We start from the raw sequence: 21,023 nt of genomic DNA, 5'->3' as shown, positions 1-21,023 counted from the left end.
GGCGGCGCGCTTGCGCACTGCCGATCCCGCCCAGCCTACAGATCCAGCAGCAGCAAGCGCCCCGACAAAGGCGCGCTGGACAAGGCATCCAGCGAAACGCTGTGGCGTCCCGTCGTGATGGCCAGTTGTCCCATCCCCGATGCGCCGCCCTCCGCCCGGAACGCCAGGTCCGTCGCGCACGGCACGGGCAGCCCCACCAGCCGGTCCACCTGGCCGTCGACACCGATGCGCACGACGGCCCAGCCATCGCACAGCGTCGTCCAGACACCACCTTGCGCATCGAACGCCAGTCCGCTGACCCGCCCCGAACCCAAGGGCAAGGTCACCAGTCGGCGCACGGCGGACTGACCCGGCTGCAGGATCAGCACCGAGCCCGATTCAGGCACGGTGGCATAGAGCTTCTGGCCCTGCGCATGCCATCCCAGGCTTTGCACGAGCTCGCCGATCCGCCATCGCACATCCAGTGAGCCATCCTCGCGCAACATTCCGATCGCAGTCCCCGACTCGGGCAGCTCTGCCGCGATCCAGACGGCATCCGCGTCCCCATTGCATACCGCCAGCACATTTCTGATGCGCCAGGGATCCAGCGTCTGCGCGGAGCCATCCTCGCCGATACGGAGCGCACCCTCGGCATGCACGGCGATTACGTCGTCGCCATCGCGCACCAGCCCCAGGACAGGAGACTCCAGTCTTGCGACTTCCCGGTCCTGGCCGTTTTCGAACATGCGCACGGAAGGCGCCAGCGCATCGGCCCACCACAACTTGTCCCCGGCCGGTGTCCATGTCGGATAGGCGCCATGGAACGCCCAGTTCCCCGGCACGGCGGCGATAGCGGCCTCGGTGCTCGTGGACAGCTCTCCGCCCACCGGCGGCAACTGCGCGCCGACCCTGCGCGCGGCTTCCGCCACTTCGGGCCCCAGCAATTCCAGGCGCTCGCGCGTCAGCCGGTAGGCCGGTCCCGCAACGCTGATGGCGCCGCGGACCTGTCCCGCGCTATCCACCACAGGCGCGCCCACACAGCGCACGCCGAGGACGATCTCCTCGTCATCGATGGCATATCCGCGAGAGCGGGTGATGCGCAGTTCCGCGTTCAACCGTCGCCGGTCGACGATCGTATGCTCCGTCAAGGGCTTGAGCACGATGTCGCGCACCAATTCTTCGCGCACCGCATCCGGCATGGCGGAAAGAATGGCTTTTCCCTGGCTCGTGCAGTAGACGGGCTTGCGTTCGCCCATGGCTGCCGCGGATCGCAGGCTGTGCGCTCCGTCGCAGCGCTCCAGCGAGATCACTTCGCGTCCATCCAGCACGGCCAGATAGGACGTCTCGCCGGTCAGGTCGCGCAGCAGGCGCAGCTCCATCAGCGCGGCCGCCACCAGGTCTGGCTGTGCATAGGACTGGCGCGCCATCTCGAAGCAGCGAAAACCCAGGCAATAGACCTTGCGCAGGGGATCGCGCCGCACGAAGCCGCGCGTCACCAATGTCGCCAGCAGGCGGTAGACTGTGGTTCGGGGCAATGCCAGCTGCGCCGCCAGCTCGCTCTGCCCCAGCCCATCGGGCGATGCGCCGATGGCATCCAGCACATCCAGCGCCTTTTCGAGGGCGCCGGTACCCTCTCCGGAAGTGGTAGCCATGTTTTGTCCCAAATAGTGGCATTTAGCCTGTCGTATGCAATCGGAATCGTGATTTGGGAGATTCTATTTCAACGCCAAGCTCACTAGGATATAGCTTTACACCCTTGATCGGGTTGAATATTCTAGATTCCCACAGTGTGAGACAAATGCAATGACACTTCCTCCTCCCCTGACCACCATTCCCCAGCGCGCGCCCGCTCCCTTTGTTCCCGATGAAGTGCTGGATCGCCTTGCCAAAGTCACCAGTGGCTCGCTTACCACACAGCTGTACATCAAGGGCTTCCGGCAGCCTGTCCTGCATGGGCTGGTCCCGCTGAACAAGAAGATCAAGCCGTTTGCCGGGCGCGCCTACACCATGCGCTTCATTCCGGCGCGGGAAGACGTCGATCGCTACGACAACCTGACGACGTCTCCCTCCGCCGACAACCTGCAATGGGTCGGCGTGGAGCAGATCGAGCCCGGCCATGTGCTGGTCATCGACAGCAACAAGGACGGCCGCGCCGCTTCCATGGGCAATATGCTGGTCACGCGCATGATGATGCGCGGCGCCAGGGCGGTCATCACCGACGGCTCCTTCCGCGACGGCACCGAGCTGAGCCAAATGGAATTTCCCGTCTGGAGCACCGGCGTTACGGCGACCACGCGCTTGAGCTACCACCATGTCGCCGACCTGCAAGTGCCCATCGGCTGCGCCGGCGTCGCCATCTATCCCGGCGACGTGATCCACGGCGATGGAGACAACATCACGGTGGTCCCCGCCCACCTGGCCGAGGAAATAGCCGATCTGTGCGAAAAACGCGACGACATCGAGGCCTATCTCGCCCTGCGCGTGCAGGCCGGAGAAGCGCTGTGGGGACTCTATCCGCCCAGCGATGCCACCCGGGAGCAATACAAGCAATGGGTCGCCGACGGCCGTCCCGCGATTCCGCCCGCCAAGCCGGCAGGCAGCCGCTGATCCCCAACTCTTTGACTGACAGGCGCCATTCATGACAACTGCGAAATTCACTCCCGATCACTACGCCGCCCTGATCCGCCGCTATTTCGCGGCGTGCAACGCGGCCGACTACGATGAGCTCGTCGACTGCTTCACGCCCGATGCCGTCCACTACTTCCCTGCCGGACTGCCGGAAGTGCCATGGCGCTCCGCCGATACCATCGCCCGGAAATGGCAATGGTGCGTTGCAACGCTAGGCTCCCAATGGACCATCGACAAGCTGATCGTCAGCCACGACTCGCCCGAGGCCGTGATCGAATGGACGCACTGGAAGACCAAGAGCGGCACGGCGCTGCGTGGCGCGGAATGGTACGACTTCGATCCGGAGACGGGCAAGATCAAGGAGATCCGCGCCTACTACGCCGCGCCCGCGGACAAGGAAGTCAGAATCAACGAACTGGTAGACTTCGACTACAAAGGCCGCGGCTACCATCTGGAAAGCCCGACCAAGCCGGCCTGAGCCCGGAGAACAGCGTCCCTGGCGTTCCGGAACCAACGCGCTCGCCGCGGCTCCGAAACGCCAGGGACAAGCCGCACAGGAAAGACCACACCATGAGCATGCGACATATTGTATTGTTCCGCCGCAAGGCGGACGTCCCCAGGAACCCGGCGCTGGAACAGGCGCTGGTCGAACGCATGGAAACCCTGGGTTCCCGGATTCCCTGCATCCTCGACTGGCGCATCGGCGCCAACGAGATGGACCGTCCGATCTGCTGGGACTACGTGCTGGAATCTGAAGTCGCCGATGCCGAAGCGCTCAACACCTATCTCATGCACCCCCTGCACCAGGCGCTCATCGCAGACCTGAAGCCCTACTTCGAGTGGGCGGCGGTCGACTACACGATCAAGGCGTAATCGGCAAAACGGCCTGCGCGGATATTGTTTCCGCGCAGGCCGTCGCATTCCACAACGCTTACGGCAGCTTGCCGAACTCCGTGGCATCCGCTCGCCAGACAAGCGCCTGCTCGCTCAGGGTGAAGCCCAAGCCAGGCCTGTCGGATACGTACATGCGGCCATCCTTCAGCTGCATCTGCTCATTGAACATCGGGCCCAGCCATTCGAAATGCTCCAGCCACGGCTCAATGGGATAGGCTGCAGCCAAGTGCAGGTGGATTTCCATGGCGAAGTGCGGCGCCAGCTTGCGCCCCTTGAACGCGCCCAGCGCCATGATCTCCAGGAAAGGCGTGATGCCGCCCACGCGCGGCGCATCCGGCTGGATGAAATCGCTGCCTTCCGTCATGATTAGCTGTGCATGCTCGCCCGCGCTGGTCAGCATTTCCCCGGTCGCGATGGCCGTATCGAAACGCGCCGACAACTGCGCATGCCCTTCGAAATCGTAGGCATCCAGCGGCTCTTCGATCCAGGTCAGGTCGAACTGCTCGAACGCGCGGCAGGCCCGCGTCGCCTTCTGCCTGTCCCATTGCTGGTTGGCGTCGACCATGAGCGGGAAGTCGTCGCCCAGGATTTTCCGTACTTCGCTCACGCGCTGGATATCGATCGAGAGATCCGGCTGTCCCACCTTGAGCTTGATGCCGCCGATGCCGCTTTCCTGCGAGATCCGGACGTTCTTGAGCACCTGGTCCAGCGGCGTATGCAGATAGCCGCCGGAGGTGTTGTAGCACTGCACCGAATCGCGATGCGCCCCGAGCAGCTTGGCCAGCGGCAGACCCGCGCGCTTGGCCTTGAGGTCCCACAGGGCGATATCGAACGGTGCGATGGCCTGGGTCGTCAGGCCGCTGCGGCCCATGGACGCGCCCGCCCACAGCAGCTTGGTGAACAGGCGAGAGATATCGCTGGGGTCTTCTCCCAGCAGATTGGGCGCGATCTCCTTGGCATGCTCATACATGCCGGGGCCGCCGGCCCGCTTGGAATAGCCGAACCCGATGCCATCGAAACCGTCCCGCGTACGGATTTCGGCGAAGATGAATGCAATCTCGGTCAGCGGCTTCTGGCGGCCGGTGAGCACCTTGGCGTCGCTGACCGGCGTGGCCAGCGGCAGGTAGACGAGGGAGACCTTGATCCACTCGATACGGTCCCCGCTTTCGGCCGCCGTACGGGCATTGGCATCCACTTTTGAATAGGAAACAACATTTGACTCAACCGCTTTCATCTCGACTGACTCCAAAGAGAAAATGCCTCCACGCTGCGCCTTCGGCTTGCGCTCCACCGCGCGGCTTGCAGGCCACTTGGATTCGCCCGGCGCAGGGCAGTCCGCAGTGGACTGTCCTGCGCCGGGCTCATGGGATAAAAAGATACTGCTTTTTCCAGCTTACTCGAACTTCAGATTGCCTTTTTTCACCACTTCCGACCAGCGGTCGATTTCACCCGCGACGAATTTCGTGAACTCCTCGGGGCTGGAGGTGACTACGACCAGGCCGATGGCCTCGAGCCTCTTGCGCGTCTCGGGATCGGCAAAGCCTTTGACCATGGCCTGATGCAGCTTTTCGACGATCTCGGGAGGCGTTCCCTTCGGAGCGGACAGGCCGGTCCAGGAAACTGCGCTGAACCCTTCATAGCCGGACTCGGCAATCGTGGGGACGTCCGGCATCAGCGGGTTGCGCTCCAGGCTGGTGACCGCCAGGGCGCGCACTTTGCCGGCCTGCACGTGCGGCAGCGCGGCATCCAGGTTGGTGAACATGCCGTGGATCTGGCCGGCCAGCACGTCATTCAGGGCCAAGGCGCCGCCGCGGTAGGGAATGCCCACCATGTTCAGGTCGGCCACCTGCTTCAGGTATTCCGTCGTCAGGTGCCCGGAAGACGCCGTGACCTGGCCGAAATCGAACTTGCCCGGGTTGGCCTTGACCCACGCGATGAATTCCTTGAAGTTCTTCGCGGGGAACGACGGATGCACCACCAGCATGTTGGGGCCTGCTGCCAGCTGCGTCACGTGCACGAAATCGGTGTTCGAGTCGTACGAAGGCTTGGGCTCCAGGCCGTGAATGATCGCATTGCTGCCGATGCCCGACAGCAGCAGCGTGTAGCCGTCGGCGGCGGCCCTGGCGGCCTGCTCGGATCCGATGGCTCCGCCCGCGCCGCCCTTGTTCTCCACGACGAAAGGCTGGTTCAGTTGCTTGGAGAGGACTTCTCCCATCATGCGGCCCATCAGGTCGCTGGTGCCGCCCGCGGGAAACGGCACGATGATCCTCACGGCATGATCGGGATAATTACTGGCCTGCGCGTGCGCCACGCCCGCGAATCCCGCATGGCTGGCCATCACGGCCAGGGCGACGAAGAAAGTCTTGAGCCTCATTGGTGGTCTCCTTAAGAAATGAAAAATACCCCCACGCTGCGCCTTCGGCTTGCTGCCCCCCAAGGGGGGGCGCTTTTTACCTAGGGGGCAGCCCGGCGGTAAAAAATTCCCACGTATATTAGATAGAATCATGGAAGCGCTTTCATTTTCGGCTTCCCATGGAATTTGGCAATCCGTGTTCGCGACACCCTTGGCCTAAAAGTCCCATAGTCTGGAAATTTTTAGCGCGATACGCCTGTAACAGGGCAGCCATCCACCCATCGAACCTGCCTACACTGTGCCCATCATGCCCAGACAAACCCCGCCCGCACAGACAAACACAGCCGCGCCGAGAAACGCGCGCATGAGCGACGTGGCGCACACGGCCGGCGTCTCCCTGGTCACGGTTTCCCGCGCCATCAACACGCCGGACAAGGTGTCTCCGGAAACCCTGCAACGCGTGCGGCAGGCCATCCGGCACCTGGGTTATGTTCCGAATCTCACGGCGGGCAGCCTGGCTTCCAGCCGGTCCAACATCGTGGCGGCCATCGTTCCCACCCTGTCGAACCTGGTCTTTTCCGAAACTGTCGACGCCCTGGCCGCCACCCTGGCCCACAGCGGCTACCAGCTGCTTCTGGGACAAAGCGCCTACTCCGCCGACGAGGAAGCCGCGTTGGTCGACGCATTCCTGGGCCGCAGGGTCGACGGGCTGGTGCTGACCGGCCTGTCGCAGTCCGCCGCCCTGCGCGCCAAGCTGCGACGCTCCGGCATCCCGGTCGTGCAGACCTGGGATTTTCCATCGTCCCCTAACCAGAATGATCCCATCGACATGCTGGTGGGCTTTTCCAATATCGAGGTGGGCCGTGCGGCCGCTCGGCACCTGCTGTCGCGGGGGCACGCACGTCTGGCCTTCATCGGCTCGGACGAGGAGCGCTCCAGACTGAGGCTCTCGGGCTTCGAGGCAGAGGCCAGGGAGCAAGACGCACAGGCCGTGGAAGTCTCGCTGATTCCCCCGCCCGTCTCCGTCAATGACGCGGGCAGGATACTGGAAGGCATTCTGGCGCGGAACACCGGCGTTTCCGCGGTCTTCTGCAACAATGACCTGCTGGCGACCGGCCTGCTGTTCACCTGCCTGAAGAACGGCTGGCCCGTGCCTGACCGGATGGCCGTCATGGGCTTCGGAGACCTGCCCCTCTCCCGCGCCACTTCGCCCGGCCTGTCCACCATCCGCATCCACCATACCGAGCTTGGCAAGCGCGCGGGCAAGCTGCTGCTGTCCCGGCTGTCGGGAAAGAGCATCGCCCGGCCACGGCAGAACATCGGCTTCAGAATTATGCAGCGGAGCAGCACATGAGCAAGCCATTGCACAGGGTGCGCATGAGCGACGTCGCGCGCGAAGCCGGGGTGGCGCGGGTAACGGTATCGCGCGTCATCAGCGCGCCAGACTCGGTCGCCCCCAAGACCCGTGCCGCCGTCGAAGCCGCCATTGCCAGACTGGGCTTCATCCCCAACCTGAATGCCGGCACGCTGGCCTCGCGGCGCTCGCATATCGTCGCGGCCCTGGTGCCCACCCTGTCGAACGCGTGGTTCGCCGACACCATGGACGGTCTCGCGGGCACGCTGTCGGCCGCCGGCTACCAGCTGATGCTGGGCCAGACGCGCTACGATCCCGAGGAAGAAGAAAAACTCGTCAATGCCTTCATCGGCAGGCGCGTCGACGCCATCGTGCTGACCGGGACCAGCCATCCCGACGGCCTGCGCCGCAAGCTGCGGCAGTCCGGCATTCCCATCGCCGAATGCTGGGATCTGAGCGACGATCCCATCGATTTCGTCGTGGGTTTTTCCAACACGGCGGCCGGAGAAACCGTGGCCAGGCACCTGGTTTCCAGGGGCTGCAGGCGGCTCGGCTTCATCGGCGCCGACGAGGACCGCACCAGGAAGCGGCTGCAGGGATTTCGTGCGGCAGCCAGGTCAGCGGGCCTTGACGATGTCAGGGTACAGACAGTGCATCCGCCTTCGGGCATCGATGACGGCAGGCTGGCGCTGGAAGCGCTGGTGCGCATCCAGCCGGACATCGACGGCGTCTTCTGCAGCAACGATACGCTGGCGCTGGGCGTCCTGCAGGCCTGCAGGAACAACGGCTGGAGCGTTCCCGGCCGCATCGCCGTAGCGGGCTTTTCCGACCTGCCGGTCGCCGCGGCCAGTGTACCCGCGCTGACGACGGTGCGCGTGTATTCGCGCAGCCTGGGAGAACGCATCGGCGACCTGCTGGTGCAGCGCCTCCGGCACGGCCAGGCCGATGCGCAACGCATCCACGACATGGGCTTCTCCCTGGTCGTCAGGGAGAGCGCCTGAATCAGAAGATATCGGGATCCCCGGCGCTTGCACCCGCCTGCGTCGTCAGGAAATCCATGTCGCAGCCCTGGTCGGCCTGCAGGATGTGCTCGATGAACATCTTGCCGTAGCCGCGCTCGAAACGCGGCGGCGGGGCCTGCCACTGCGCTCTGCGGCGGGCGAGTTCCTCGTCGCCCACGTCCAGGTGAATGCTGCGCGCCGGCACGTCGATCGTGATGGTGTCGCCGGTGCGCACCAGGGCAAGATTGCCGCCGATATAGGCTTCCGGCGCCACGTGCAGCACACAGGCGCCGTAGCTGGTGCCGCTCATGCGCGCATCGCTGATCCGCAGCATGTCCCGGACGCCCTGCCGCACCAGCTTCAGCGGGACGGGAATCATGCCCCACTCGGGCATGCCCGGTCCTCCCTTGGGTCCCGCATTGCGCAGCACGATCACGTCATCCTCGGTGATGTCCGCATCTGGATCGTCCAGCATCGCCTTGAGGCTGGGATAGTCGTCGAACACCACCGCGGTCCCGCTATGCCGCAGGAACTTCGCACTCATCGCGCTCGGCTTGATCACGCAGCCGTCCGGCGCAAGATTCCCCTTGAGCACGGCCAGCGATCCCTCCGCATAGACCGCGGTCTCTACCGAACGGATCACATCGTCGTTGTAGACCTGCGCATCTTCGATATTGCTGCCGACGCTCCCGCCGCTGACCGTTTTCTCGTCCAGGTGCAGGAAGGACGACAGCCGGTTCATCAGCGCGGGCAGACCGCCGGCGTAATAGAAATCCTCCATCAGGTACTGGCTGGTTCCGTTGGGACGTATATTGGCCAGGACCGGCACCTGGCGGCTGAGCCGGTCGAAGTCGTCCAGGCCCACGTCCATGCGGCCCGCGCGGCGCGCCAGCGCAATGATATGGATGATGGCATTGGTGGAACAGCCCATCGCCATGGCCACGGCAATGGCGTTCAGGAAGGCTTCGCGGCTCAGTATCTGCGTGGGGCGCAAATCCTCGTGCACCATTTCCACGATGCGCCTGCCCGCCTGTACGGACATGCGCTGATGCGCCGCATCCACCGCTGGTATGCTCGACGCGCCCGGCAGCGCCATGCCCAGCGCTTCCGCGATGGCCGTCATGGTGCTGGCGGTTCCCATCGTCATACACGTGCCGGGGCTGCGCGCGATGCCGCTGATGACGCCTTCCCATTCCGCCTCCGAAATCGTGCCTGCGCGGCGCTCGTCCCAGAACTTGAACGCGTCGGAACCCGAGCCCAGTGTCTTTCCGCGCGAGTTGCCGCGCAGCATGGGACCCGCGGGCAGGAACACCGTCGGAATATCGGAACTGATGGCGCCCAGCAGCATGGCCGGCGTGGTCTTGTCGCATCCCCCCATCAGCACCGCCGCATCCACCGGATGGCAGCGGATCATCTCCTCGACCTCCATCGCCAGCATATTGCGGTAGAGCAGCGCCGAGGGCTTGATCAACGCGTCGTTCAGCGACAGCACCGGAAGCTCGAGCGGGAAGCCGCCCGACTGCAGCACCCCGCGCTTGACGTCATCGACCCGCTGCCTGAAATGCATGTGGCATGGATTGAATTCGGACCAGCTGTTCAGGATCGCGACAATCGGCTTGCCCTCCCAGTCTTTCCTGTCGTAGCCCATCTGCATGAAACGGCTGCGATGATTGAAGGTGCGGAAATCCTCGCGCGCAAGCCAGCGCTGGCTGCGCAATGTCTTCTGTTCTGTCATGTAAGGCTCACATCGTGGTTCGGTGGAAAGTGCCCGTGGCGCCGCGGCTCAGCGCGAAGGCGTGGACCAGACGCCCGCGGCCTGCAGCAGGCCGCGCGTATAGCCCAGGGCGAAGGCCATGAACCGTTCCCGGCCTTCGTCCAGGTCGGATACCGGAACATGGTCGGGGCAAAGCGGGCCCGCGTACCCGCCGCGCTGGTAGGCCTTGATGGCCTGGAACATATCGACGTCCCCTTCGTCCGGGAACACCTCCTCGAAATCGAGATAGCCGCCCCGGATATTGCGGAAATGCACCATGAAGATCCGTCCCGTCGCGGCGAATTCCTCGATCACGGGAATCATGTGCCTGCCCGGCTCCCGGAACATTTCGGCGACCGTGCCCTGGCAGAAATTCAGGCCATGGTTCCTGCTCGACGACAGCGAGAGAAACTTGCGCATGCCGTCCGCCGAACCCATGACATGTTCGATGCCATTCAGTCCTCCCACCGGATAGGCGGGATCGTGCGGATGGCATGCCAGGCGCACGCCTGCCTTGTCCGCAGCCGGCACCAGGCCTTCCACCAGAAACTCGATGGCGTCCCAGCCGGCCTTTTCGCTGACAGGCGGCACTTCGCGCGCCATTTTCTGCCCGCACAGCATGGCCGAAGCGGAACCGCCTTCCTCCTGGTTGCTGGGATATCCCACGCCCCAATAGGAGTGCTTGCGGTCGTCTTCGGGAGAGTACTCGGCATGGACGAAGCCGGAGTTCCTGGCGCCTCCACGGCCCGGCCTCAGGCCGGTGCGCGTGATTCCCACCATCTGGACGTTGTATTTCAGGCACGTGATGCCGGCGTCGGCGGCTTTCTGGATATTGTCCGCCAGCATGCGGCGCTGCCTCCTGGCGCCTTCGATATCGACCAGCGAATCCAGCAGGATCGAACCGACGTCCAGCGCGAACACATCGAGCTTCATGTCGAAGCTTTCCACCCATTTGCGGTAGTCGTTCAGCTTGCGGCTGTCCCACTGACTGACGCCGCCATCGGCGGAAACAAGTTCGGTTCCCCGGTTGTCCAGCACGACATGATGCACGCCCAACTGGGCCGACAAACGCAGCCGGCGCTCATCGGGATTCAGCAACTGCTCACTGATATACATGGTCTCTCCATCAACGTATCCGGTGAAGAACTCCGGCCCAATACGGGGGGCGCCTTCGGCGCCGCATAGGTACTGCCTCGCTCGGCCTCGGCCTCGGCCTGAAGGCCGAGACTTGCGCTTTGGCGCGTGGTCATGCCCATCCAGAATGGACACGGGTTCATTCTAGGAAAACAAGGGATGCGCTTCAACGATCGCGGAGCATGTGCGGGCCTTGCCCGGCGGGTTTTATCTCAACCGGTGGGACGCGGCCGGCCTTCCGGCCCGGAAGAGAGCGAGACACTGCCGGCCAATCTTTCCGGTAAAGGGAAAACCGGCCGGCATGCGGGAGTAGAGATGGGGACCCGATGCAGAAGCTCCGGCCTGCCGGCCGAGCCTTGCGCCCCGGCGCACTCAGCTGAGGACGGTCACCGTTTCCGCCAGCGCCAGGGGCGCGCCGGTCATGGACTGCAGCTCATCGAATGTCAGCCCTTCCACCATGCTGGTGACCACCAGCCCCTTGCCGGTCACGTCGATGACCGCCAGGTCCGTATAGATGCGATCCACCACGCCTTCCCCTGTCAGGGGATAGGTGCAGCGTTCAACAATCTTCGGCTGCCCGTCGCGCGTGACGTGCTCCATGGTGACATAGACCTGCCGTGCGCCCACCGCCAGGTCCATCGCACCGCCGACGGCAGGAATATCGTCGGGGCGCCCGTTGTCCCAATTGGCCAGGTCTCCCTGCTCGGACACCTGGAACGCGCCGAGTATGGTCAGGTCGATGTGGCCGCCACGCATCATGGCAAACGACACCACATGGTCCGTCAGCGCGGAACCCGGTATCAGCGTCACCGGTTCCTTGCTGGCATTGATCAGATCCAGGTCCAGCGGCTGGTCGGGATCCCCCGGCCCCATACCGACGATGCCGTTCTCGGTATGCAGGATCACCTCCCGGTCTTCGGGCAGATAGCGCGCCGCCAGCGTCGGGATGCCGATGCCGAGGTTCACGTAGTAGCCTTCCGGGATATTGCTTGCGACCTTGCGCGCTATTTCCTGTCTGGACAGTTTCTTATACATGCTCCGCCCCTCCAACCTGCACGACGCGCTTGACGAAGATCCCCGGCGTTATCACATGCTCGGCGGGAATATCCCCCAGCGGCACGATACGGTCGACCTGGGCGACGGTGACATCCGCCGCCATCGCCATCACAGGAGCGAAGTTGCGGCCCGCATACCGGTACGTCAGGTTCCCCCAGCGATCGGCGAATTGCGCCTTGATGAAAGCGAAGTCGCCCTTGAGCGGCCACTCCATCACATATCCCTTGCCGTCGATGACCATGGTCTGCTTGCCTTCTGCCAGCGCCGTGCCGTAGGAAGTGGGCGTGAAGAACGGCCCCAGCCCCGAACCGGCCGCCCGCATGCGCTCGGCCATCGTACCCTGCGGCACGCACTCCAGTTCCACGGTTCCCTTGCGATAGGCTTCCGCGAACGCCACCGCGTTCGGCTGCAGCTTGTTCGAGGAACGGGCGAAAGAGCAGATCATCTTGCGCACCCTGCCCGCCTCGACGAGCTGGCTCAGCCCGATCGGCCCGTTGCCCGCATTGTTGTTGACGATCGTCAGTTCCCTGGCGCCCTGATCCAGCAAGGCGCACAACAGCTCCGTCGGAACTCCGGATGCGCCGAAGCCGCCGATCAGCACAGTCGCGCCATCCTGCACGCCCGCCACCGCCTCTTCAAGCGAGGCGCAAGTCTTGTCAAGCATTTCTCTTCTCCACCTCTTTCGACTTGTTCTATGGACACTGATTGCCCAGGATCGCCGTGGACTGGCTGGACAAGGTCCCGCCGTTGCCATGCACCAGCGCAATGTCGGCGTCAGGCACCTGACGCTCTCCGCAGCCGCCGCGCAGCTGCCTGACGGCCTCGATCAGGATGAAGATCCCGTACATGCCCGGATGGACGCAGGACAAACCGCCCCCGTTCGTATTCACAGGCAGACGCCCGCCCGGGGCGATGCCGCCGTTTTCCACGAAGCTGCCGCCTTCGCCCTTCTTGCAGAAGCCCAGGTCTTCCAGGAACAGCAGCGTGTTGATGGTGAACGCGTCGTACAGCTCCAGCACATCAATGTCCTTGTGCGTGACGCCGGCCATCGCCATGGCGCGCGGACCGGATTCCGAAGCCGCAGTGACCGTCAGGTCGTGCATGGAGGAAATCTGCCGGTTCCACACCGCCGTCGCGGACCCAAGCACATAGACAGGCTTGTTCGGCAGGTCCCTGGCCCGGTCCGAACGGACCAGGACATAGGCTCCGGCTCCGTCCGTCACCAGGCAGCAATCCAGCAGCGACAGCGGATCGGAAATCATGCGGGCGGCGAGCACGTCGTCGATGCTCAGCGGATCGCGCTTCTGCGCTTCCGGATTCAGCTGCGCCCACTTGCGGGCGGCCACGGCGACTTCGGCCAGATGGCGGCGCTTCGTGCCGTACATGTGCATGTGGCGCTGCGCCGCCAGCGCGTACGAAGTAATGGGAGACAAAGGCTCGTACGGATATTCGTAGGGCTGGGGATCCAGCAGCGCGCGTGCGCGCACGCCTTCCTTGCGGCCGAACTTGGCCGTGCGCTGCGTGCTGCCGTAGCACACCAGCACCGCATTGCACTGCCCGCTGGCCAGCGCCTGCATGGCCGGCAGCAGATGCGCCAGGAAGCTCGAGCCGCCCAGCATGGTGCTTTCGATGAACTTGGGACGGATGCCCAGGTACTCGACAACCGGCATGGCCCACATCGTCGCCGACGAGCTGCTCGTGGCAATCCCGTCGATATCCGACATCTTCAATCCGGCATCCCTGACGGCGCGCGATGCGGCCTGCGCCAGGATTTCGATTTCGGAAAACCCGTTCGCTTCGCCCAGGCCCGCCTGGCCGACGCCGACGATCGCGGTCTGTCCTCGCAATGACTCAAGCATGATCGCCCTCCTGCACGGCAAAGACTACCTTCCCGACGCCCTCCTGCACGGCGACCCGAGCGGCGACTCGCATGCCGATGCGCAGATCGTCGCCGGGCGTGCCTTCGACGCGGCTCATCATGCGCACGCCTTCATCGAGGTCGACCAGAACCACGTTGTAGTCCCCGCCATGCTCGGGCTTGCGCCGGATGATGCTGTACGAGTAGATGGTTCCATCGCCCGCCGGCCGGACCCAGTCCAGCGCCTCGCTTCCGCAGGACTGGCACAGGACCCTGGGGAAGAACTGGTGGCGGCCGCAACCCCGGCACTGCTGGATTTCGAAGACTCCCTGACCGAGCCGGGCGAAGTAGTGCGCCTCCGGCCCGACCTGAGTCTCATTGGCAAGCTGTTCCATTGCCTCTCCTTTTCATGAATACCCGCATCGTTTGCACGCGCTCCCGTCATGGCCCCGCCCTCGGGCAGGATCACTCCGAGAAGCGCCCTCCTTGTTCCGCCAGCCGCACCAGCAAGGGCGCCGGCTCCCACAGTTCGCCATGCTCGGCATGGAACCCGCGTATCGTGGCCAGCACCTTGTCCAGCCCCTGCGTATCCGCATAGAACATCGGACCGCCGCGGAAAGCTGGGAATCCATAGCCATGCACATACACGACATCGATGTCCGATGCGCGCTGCGCCATGCCGTCCTCCACGATCCGGGCGCCCTCGTTCACCAGGGCGTAGATGGCGCGCTGCACGATTTCCTCATCGCTGATCGGGCGCTGCCTGATGCCCGCCTCTTCAGCGCACTCGCGGATCAGGGCTTCGATTTCCGGATCCGGAATGGGCTCGCGGCTGCCCGGTTCGTAGCGGTAGAACCCCGCGCCGGTCTTCTGTCCATAACGGCCTGATTCGCAGATGCGGTCCGCGACGCGGGAATAGCGCAAATGCGCCGGACGCGTCGCCGCCTGGCGCTTGCGCGCGGCCCAGCTGATGTCCAGCCCCGCCATGTCCTGCATCTGCAGGGGCCCCATCGCCATGCCGAACCTTCTCAGCGCGCCATCGACCTGCGCAGGCGTCGCGCCCTCCTCCAGCAGGAAATAGGCCTCGCGCGTGTAGTGGCTGATCATGCGGTTGCCGACGAAGCCGTCGCATACGCCGACCTGCACCGGGATCTTGCCCAGGCGCTTTGCCAGTTGGAAGATGCCCGCCATGACGGCGGCTTCGGTTGCATCCCCCTTGACCACTTCGAGCAACCGCATGACATTGGCGGGACTGAAGAAATGGGTTCCCAGCACGCGGCCGGGGCGCTTGGTCACCGCAGCGATCTCGTTGATGTCCAGGCGCGATGTATTGGTCGCCAGTATGGCCTGAGGTCCGCATACGGCATCGAGCGTAGTGAAGATGCTCTTCTTCACGCCCATGTCCTCGAATGCCGCCTCGACCACCATGTCCACGCCGGACAGGTCCCGGTAGTCCAGGCTGGGCGTGATCAGCGCCAGGCGCTGCTCCAGTTGCGCCTGGGTGAGCCTGCCCTTCTTCAGGGTGGCTTCGTAGTTGCGGCGGATGATGCCCAGGCCCCGCTGCAAGGCTTCGTCCGTGCTGTCGAGCAGGACCACCGGAACGCCGGCGTTGGCGAAGCTCATGGCGATGCCCCCTCCCATCGTCCCGGCGCCTACGACGCCGACCTTGTCGATGCGTGGTGTCTCTTCCCGGGACACGCCCTCGATCTTCGCCGCCTGGCGCTCGGCAAAGAAGACATGGCGCAAGGCCTTGGACTGGTCGCCATTGACCAGCTCCTGGAATTTTTCCGCCTCGAATGCCAGCCCTTCATCGAGATCGCAGCTCAGCGCCTTTTCGATGCAGGCGATGCAATGCATGGGCGCAATGCCGCCGCGGTATTTGCGGGCCGCCATCTTGCGCGCATCGTCGAACAGTTGCCCGGATGCCGCGTCGGCGCCCAGCGGTTTGTGCGACAGGCGCCGGTATTGCACTACGCCCTTTGCCATGCCGGCGGCTGCTCGGCAGGCGCCGTCCACCAGATCGCCCTGGACGATCTCACTGACCAGTCCATAGCGAAGCGCCTTTTCCGCGCTCATGGAATCGCCGGAAACGATGATGTCCAGGGCCGCCGCCACGCCAACGATGCGCGGCAGGCGCTGCGTCCCGCCCGCTCCCGGCAGCACGCCCAGCTTCACTTCCGGCAGGCCGAGCACGGCCTCGGGCGAGGCGACCCGGTCATGGCATCCCAGCGCAAGCTCCAGCCCACCGCCCAGCGTCGTGCCGTTCAATGCCGCCACCACAGGCTTTTCCGACTGTTCCAGCCGGGCGATCAATGTCCGCAGCAAGGGTTCGACCTTGGTCTTGGACGTATTGAACTCGCGCACGTCGGCGCCGCCCGAAAAGAACCGTCCCGTGCCGGTAAGGACGATGGCCTTGACCTTGTCGTCGGACAATGCGGCATCCAGCTCGCGCCCCAGCGCGACGCGCACCTGGCTGCCCAGGCTGTTCACGGGCGGACTGTCGATGCGCAGTACCGCAACCGTGACGCCGTCCGCGTCTTTCAACAGGGAGCTGACCGTGGTGAAGAACTCCGGCCTGCGGGCCGGAGTATCTCCGCCACAATACGGGGGCGCCTCCGGCGCCGTATTGACACTGCTTCGCTTGGTCTCGGCCTGAAGGCCGAGACTTGCACTTTGCTGCGTGGTCAAGGCGACACCTCCACCAGGGCCTGGCCTTCCTCAACTTCGTCGCCCTCGGCCACCAGGATCCTGGTCACGGTGCCAGACACCTCGGACTCGACCGGCAGCTCCATCTTCATGGATTCGACCTTCGCGACTTCATCGCCCTCGTTCAGCGCATCGCCCACGGCAACGGAAATGCCGAGCACCCGCCCTGTGACCGTCGATTCAATGATTCCCATGTATTTCTCCTGTTTGCATTCTGTTGAACATATCTCGTGGCTTGCCCGCATTTGGATCGCGGCCCGTCGGGGCGCATCCATCGATGCTAGCCGTTTTTCCCTTCGCTGAGCAGGCGGTCGGCCAGCCCGGTCGTGATGCCGCCCTGCCGGAACCCGGCATCGGCGAGCACTCTCTGTATGAACGGTATGTTGTTCTTGACGCCTTCGATGCGGAAATCCTCCAGCGCCCTGGAAAGCCGGTCCAGGGCGGCATCGCGCGTCGGCGCCTTGACGATCACCTTGGCCAGCATGGGGTCGTAGTGGCTGGAAACCCTCACGCCGCTGCAATAGCCGGTTTCGATCCTCACATCGCCGCCCGAGGGCGGCTCGAAGGTCTTGAGCATGCCAGGCGACGGAATGAACCGCACGGGGTCTTCCGCATACACCCTGGCCTCGATGGCATGCCCGGAGACTTCCACGGGGCCGGGCAGCACCGAGTCCAGCGTTTCTCCCGCGGCCAGCCGGATCTGCGCCTGCACCAGGTCGACGCCGGTGACTTCCTCCGTCACCGCGTGCTCCACCTGCAGGCGGGTGTTCACTTCCAGGAAAGCGAATCCGCGCTCCGGGGTATAGAGCATCTCCACCGTGCCGATCACGTCGTACTTCAGGCGCGACAGGATGTCTTCCAGCGTCTTCGCCATGGCGGCGATCCGCTCCCTGCCCAGCAAGGGAGCGGGCGACTCTTCCAGCACTTTCTGGTGACGGCGCTGGATCGAGCAATCCCGCTCGAACAGGCAGCGCACGTTGCCGTAGCGGTCAGCCAGGAACTGGAACTCGATATGGCGCGGCATGCGGATCAACTGCTCCAGATACAGCTCGGCGCTGCCGAAGCTGCGCGAGGCGATCTGCTGCGCCCGGAGCCAGGTTTCCTCGATGTCGCCAGGCCCGTTCAAAGGCAGCATGCCGATGCCGCCGCCGCCCGAGGCCGGCTTGATCAGCAAAGGGTAGCCCAGTTGCTCCGCAGCCGCGCGCACCTCGTCGAGCGAACCCGTCAATACGCCGCTGCTCCGCGTCATCGGCATGCCGTACTGCTGCATCAGATCCCGCGCCTGCGTCTTGTGCCCCAGCGCGCGGATCAGCGCGGGCGAGGGGCCGATGAAGCGGATGCCCGTGTCTTCGACCGCCTGCGCGAAATCGGCGTTTTCCGACAGAAAGCCGTAGCCGGGATGCAGGGCGTCCGCGCCGCTGCGCCGTCCGACATCGAGCAGGACTTCCTGGTTCAGATAGCTTTGCAGCGCCGCGGCCGGGCCGATGCAATACGCCTCGTCCGCATCCTTCCAGTACGGCAGATCCTTGTCCGCCTCCGAGTAAACCGCAACCGACTTGATGCCTAGCTGGCGCAATGCGCGAATGACGCGCTGCGCGACAGCGGCGCGGTTGGCAACCAGCACCTTCTTGAACATCGCCTCCCCCTTTCGCATGCTCATGGCCGATAGCTGAAAGCGCGCGGACCCGGCTGCATCAGCGGCGCGGCGACGTCGACGAACTCTTCGAGCAGATCGCGTGTCTGCACGGGATCGACGATGTTTTCGACAACGAAGGCTTCCGCGCTGCGGAACGGCGAAGTCAGCGAGCGGACCCGCGCCTCGATTTCCTTCAGCTTTGCCTCCGGATCGTCGGACGCGGCGATCTCAGCCTTGTACGCGACTTCCAGCCCGCCTTCGATCGGCAGGGAGCCCCATTGCGCGGACGGCCACGCATAGCGGAAATTGAAGCGGCCATCGCTCTGGTGTCCGCCCGCCGCAACGCCGAAGGCCTTGCGGATGATGAACGTGCACCATGGCACCGTCGACTGCGCGACGGCGGTCAATGCCCTGACGCCATACCGCATGGCGCCCGATTTCTCCGCCTCCAGACCGATCTGGAAGCCGGGGATGTCCACGAAATTCACGACGGGCAGATGGAACATCTCGGCCAGATCGAGCATGCGGACGAATTTCTCGCAGGCCTGCTTTTCCCAGGCGCCGCCGTAATGATAGGGGTCGCTGGCGAACAGCACCACGGCATGGCCCTTGATGCGGGCAAGGCCAGTGATCAGGGGCCGGCCCCACTTCGACCCGATTTCCATGAACGAGCCCTGGTCGACCAGCGCATTGACGATGTTCCGCATCTTGTAGACCGAACGATTGTCTTCGGGAATGACGTCCCGCAGCCAGGCGAAATCCATGGACTGCGGCGGCACTGGCTCCGCCTTCGGGGGCAGCTCGTTGACGGAACGCGGCAGATAGGAAAGGAAGCGCCTTACCCTCTCGAACGCCTGCTCCTCGCTGCCGACCTCGTCGTCGCACACGCCATTGCGCGTATGGATGGCGCTGCCGCCCAGTTCGTTCTTGTCCAGGTTCTGGCCGATCCTCGCAACCACGGGAGGGCCGGCAATGAACATCTGGGAAGTTTCCTTGACCATGACGGAATAATGGCTGGCCGTTACGCGCGCCGCCCCCAGTCCGGCCACGGAGCCCAGCGCCATCGACACCACAGGCACGTTCGCCAGGTTCTGCGTCATGGCGGGCCACATTCTCAGCTTGGGCAGCAGGGTGTGGCCCTTGAGTTCGATATTCCTGACCGAGCCGCCGCCGCCCGTGCCGTCCACCAGACGGATCAGCGGCAGCTTCAGGTCCCGGGCCATGAGTTCGGACGCCATCAGCTTGTCGCCGACCGCGCCCTCATTGGACCCGCCCCGCACGGTGAAGTCATCGGCGGCCAGCACGACCGGCCGGCCATCGATGCGCGCTCTTCCCGTCAGGAAATTGGAGGGCATGAACTCCACGAGCTTGCCGGCGGCATCGTACTGGGCGGATCCCGCCAAGTCGCCCACCTCGATGAAAGAATCCTTGTCCACCAGCTTCTCGATTCTTTCCCTGACAGGCAAACGTCCCTTTTCCCGGTGACGCGCCACCTTCTCCGCGCCGCCCATCTCCCGGGCCAGCTCTCTACGCCTGGACAGGTCCGCCAGTTCTTCATCCCATGCCATTCAACAATCCCTCCAACTGCACAGTTGATTCATCCCGCCGCAGGCGAGCCTTATTGCGCCGTGATATTGGCGCGCTTGATCAGATCGCCGTTCTGTCCGAGCTCGGTCTCGATCTTCTTGATGAAGTCCGCCGGGCTTTGCGTCAGGATATTGCCCTGCTGCATCAGGCGCTCGCGCACTTCCGGCTCTTGCACCACGGCTGCGATTTCCTTGTTCAGGCGCTCGACGACCGCATCGGGCGTACCCGCGGGAGCGAACGTCCCTACCCAGAAGGAGATGTCGAATCCGGGATAGCCGACTTCATCCAGCGCCGGCACGTCCGGCAGATCGCGCCAGCGTTCCTTGCTGGACATGGCCAGGGGCTTGAGCTTGCCCGACTTCATCAGAGGCACGCCGGACAATGTATCGAAACCGAAGTAGATTTCGTTCGCCAGCAGACCGGCTTCCATGCTGGCCGCGCCGCGATACGGTACGTGCGTCATTTGCGTGCCCGACATGGCCGCCAGTTGAGCGCCGGCGAGGTGCATCAGATTGCCGTTTCCTGCCGAGCCGTACGTGACCCCTCCCGGATCCGCCTTTGCCTTGGCGATCAGATCCGCCACATTGGAAATGTCCTTGGTGTTGGGGTTTGCCGGATTGACCGTCAGCACGAAAGGCACGGAAACGACCGTGCTGATGGGCGCGAAGTCCTTCAGCGGCTCATATCCGAGATCGCTGAACAGCAGCGGATTGACCGTGATCGAGCTGGAATTGCTGACCAGCAATGTATAGCCATCGGGCTTGGCCTGCTGCACCGTGCGCGCCGCGATCATGCCATTGGCCCCCGTCTTGTTCTCGATGATGAACGAGGTGCCCATGCGCTTGGACAGGCCATCGCCGATGATGCGGGCCACCAGGTCGATCGAGCTGCCGGGGCTGAAGCCCACGACCAGCCGAACGGGCTGGGAGGGGTAATTGTCCGCCATTGCGGCGGGCGCCGCCACAGCCATGAGTGCCGCGGATACGGCGATTTTTGCCATGATGCCCATAGACTTCGTCTCCTTGTCGTCGTCGTTAAGTTCTGCTTAGCAGAATATTCATTCTATTATTTACAAGAAGACGAG

The 21,023-nt window shown here is 64.1% G+C and carries 19 protein-coding genes; 5 read left to right on the top strand and 14 right to left on the bottom strand.

The window, feature by feature from the left end:
- Nucleotides 1-35: 35 nt before the first annotated feature.
- Nucleotides 36-1,631 (bottom strand): IclR family transcriptional regulator domain-containing protein, encoded by a 1,596-nt coding sequence (locus tag EV686_RS01725; RefSeq protein WP_132472834.1) that lies wholly within the window; start codon nt 1,629-1,631, stop codon nt 36-38.
- A gap of 151 nt (nt 1,632-1,782) precedes the next feature.
- On the opposite strand from EV686_RS01725, the gene EV686_RS01720 reads away from it, so the two are divergent.
- The 3 genes from EV686_RS01720 (at nt 1,783) to EV686_RS01710 (ending at nt 3,480) form a co-directional block, all read left to right on the top strand.
- On the top strand, nt 1,783-2,586 hold the full coding sequence (locus EV686_RS01720; RefSeq protein WP_132472832.1) for an RraA family protein: 804 nt from the start codon (nt 1,783-1,785) through the stop codon (nt 2,584-2,586).
- Between the two features lie 31 nt (nt 2,587-2,617).
- Nucleotides 2,618-3,085 (top strand): nuclear transport factor 2 family protein, encoded by a 468-nt coding sequence (locus EV686_RS01715; protein WP_132472830.1) that lies wholly within the window; start codon nt 2,618-2,620, stop codon nt 3,083-3,085.
- Between the two features lie 92 nt (nt 3,086-3,177).
- Nucleotides 3,178-3,480, top strand: a complete 303-nt coding sequence (locus tag EV686_RS01710) for a Dabb family protein (protein WP_243650696.1) — start codon at nt 3,178-3,180, stop codon at nt 3,478-3,480.
- Between the two features lie 58 nt (nt 3,481-3,538).
- Here EV686_RS01710 and EV686_RS01705 read toward each other — a convergent pair whose 3' ends face one another.
- Together EV686_RS01705 and EV686_RS01700 are read right to left on the bottom strand one after the other, a co-directional pair.
- Nucleotides 3,539-4,735: an L-talarate/galactarate dehydratase gene (locus tag EV686_RS01705; protein ID WP_132472828.1), complete on the bottom strand. Its 1,197-nt coding sequence runs from the start codon at nt 4,733-4,735 to the stop codon at nt 3,539-3,541.
- A 159-nt stretch (nt 4,736-4,894) separates the two neighbouring features.
- Nucleotides 4,895-5,875, bottom strand: a complete 981-nt coding sequence (locus EV686_RS01700; protein WP_132472826.1) for a Bug family tripartite tricarboxylate transporter substrate binding protein — start codon at nt 5,873-5,875, stop codon at nt 4,895-4,897.
- Between the two features lie 343 nt (nt 5,876-6,218).
- Between EV686_RS01700 and EV686_RS01695 the strand changes: the two genes are divergently transcribed.
- Both EV686_RS01695 and EV686_RS01690 read left to right on the top strand, forming a co-directional pair.
- Entirely contained in the window at nt 6,219-7,208 is a 990-nt protein-coding gene (locus EV686_RS01695; RefSeq protein ID WP_165972459.1) for a LacI family DNA-binding transcriptional regulator, read from the top strand.
- Nucleotides 7,205-8,209 carry a LacI family DNA-binding transcriptional regulator gene (locus EV686_RS01690; protein WP_132472821.1) on the top strand — a complete coding sequence of 335 codons (1,005 nt, stop codon included), beginning with the start codon at nt 7,205-7,207 and terminating at the stop codon, nt 8,207-8,209. The genes EV686_RS01695 and EV686_RS01690 overlap by 4 nt, the downstream gene beginning before the upstream one ends.
- Nucleotide 8,210: 1 nt before the next feature.
- Here EV686_RS01690 and araD read toward each other — a convergent pair whose 3' ends face one another.
- The 11 genes from araD to EV686_RS01635 all read right to left on the bottom strand — a co-directional run bounded on the left by araD (nt 8,211) and on the right by EV686_RS01635 (nt 20,948).
- Nucleotides 8,211-9,944 carry an L-arabinonate dehydratase gene (gene araD, locus EV686_RS01685; RefSeq protein WP_132472819.1) on the bottom strand — a complete coding sequence of 578 codons (1,734 nt, stop codon included), beginning with the start codon at nt 9,942-9,944 and terminating at the stop codon, nt 8,211-8,213.
- 48 nt (nt 9,945-9,992) lie between these two features.
- On the bottom strand, nt 9,993-11,078 hold the full coding sequence (locus EV686_RS01680) for a mannonate dehydratase (protein WP_132472817.1): 1,086 nt from the start codon (nt 11,076-11,078) through the stop codon (nt 9,993-9,995).
- A 390-nt stretch (nt 11,079-11,468) separates the two neighbouring features.
- Nucleotides 11,469-12,131: a 3-oxoacid CoA-transferase subunit B gene (locus EV686_RS01675; protein WP_132472815.1), complete on the bottom strand. Its 663-nt coding sequence runs from the start codon at nt 12,129-12,131 to the stop codon at nt 11,469-11,471.
- Nucleotides 12,124-12,816 (bottom strand): 3-oxoacid CoA-transferase subunit A, encoded by a 693-nt coding sequence (locus tag EV686_RS01670; protein WP_132472812.1) that lies wholly within the window; start codon nt 12,814-12,816, stop codon nt 12,124-12,126. Before EV686_RS01670 ends, EV686_RS01675 begins: the two co-directional genes overlap by 8 nt.
- 28 nt (nt 12,817-12,844) lie before the next feature.
- Nucleotides 12,845-14,014: a thiolase gene (locus EV686_RS01665; protein WP_132473620.1), complete on the bottom strand. Its 1,170-nt coding sequence runs from the start codon at nt 14,012-14,014 to the stop codon at nt 12,845-12,847.
- The gene (locus EV686_RS01660; protein ID WP_132472810.1) at nt 14,004-14,405 is read right to left on the bottom strand and encodes a Zn-ribbon domain-containing OB-fold protein; all 402 of its coding nucleotides are present in this window, start codon (nt 14,403-14,405) and stop codon (nt 14,004-14,006) included. The genes EV686_RS01665 and EV686_RS01660 overlap by 11 nt, the downstream gene beginning before the upstream one ends.
- Before the next feature lie 70 nt (nt 14,406-14,475).
- Nucleotides 14,476-16,698, bottom strand: coding sequence for a 3-hydroxyacyl-CoA dehydrogenase NAD-binding domain-containing protein (locus EV686_RS01655; protein ID WP_243650695.1), 2,223 nt, complete (start codon nt 16,696-16,698; stop codon nt 14,476-14,478).
- Entirely contained in the window at nt 16,695-16,910 is a 216-nt protein-coding gene (locus EV686_RS01650; RefSeq protein ID WP_132472808.1) for a biotin/lipoyl-containing protein, read from the bottom strand. The genes EV686_RS01655 and EV686_RS01650 overlap by 4 nt, the downstream gene beginning before the upstream one ends.
- 86 nt (nt 16,911-16,996) lie before the next feature.
- Entirely contained in the window at nt 16,997-18,370 is a 1,374-nt protein-coding gene (locus EV686_RS01645) for an acetyl-CoA carboxylase biotin carboxylase subunit (protein WP_377748278.1), read from the bottom strand.
- A gap of 2 nt (nt 18,371-18,372) precedes the next feature.
- Nucleotides 18,373-19,920 (bottom strand): acyl-CoA carboxylase subunit beta, encoded by a 1,548-nt coding sequence (locus EV686_RS01640; protein ID WP_132472806.1) that lies wholly within the window; start codon nt 19,918-19,920, stop codon nt 18,373-18,375.
- Nucleotides 19,921-19,970: 50 nt separating this feature from the next.
- Nucleotides 19,971-20,948: a Bug family tripartite tricarboxylate transporter substrate binding protein gene (locus tag EV686_RS01635; RefSeq protein WP_132472804.1), complete on the bottom strand. Its 978-nt coding sequence runs from the start codon at nt 20,946-20,948 to the stop codon at nt 19,971-19,973.
- Nucleotides 20,949-21,023 lie beyond the last annotated feature (75 nt).

The sequence above is a fragment of the Paracandidimonas soli genome, from assembly GCF_004342005.1.
Lineage (GTDB): Bacteria > Pseudomonadota > Gammaproteobacteria > Burkholderiales > Burkholderiaceae_B > Paracandidimonas > Paracandidimonas soli.
Note: the sequence above shows the minus strand (reverse complement) of the source record. Positions and strands in the feature narration are given on the sequence as shown.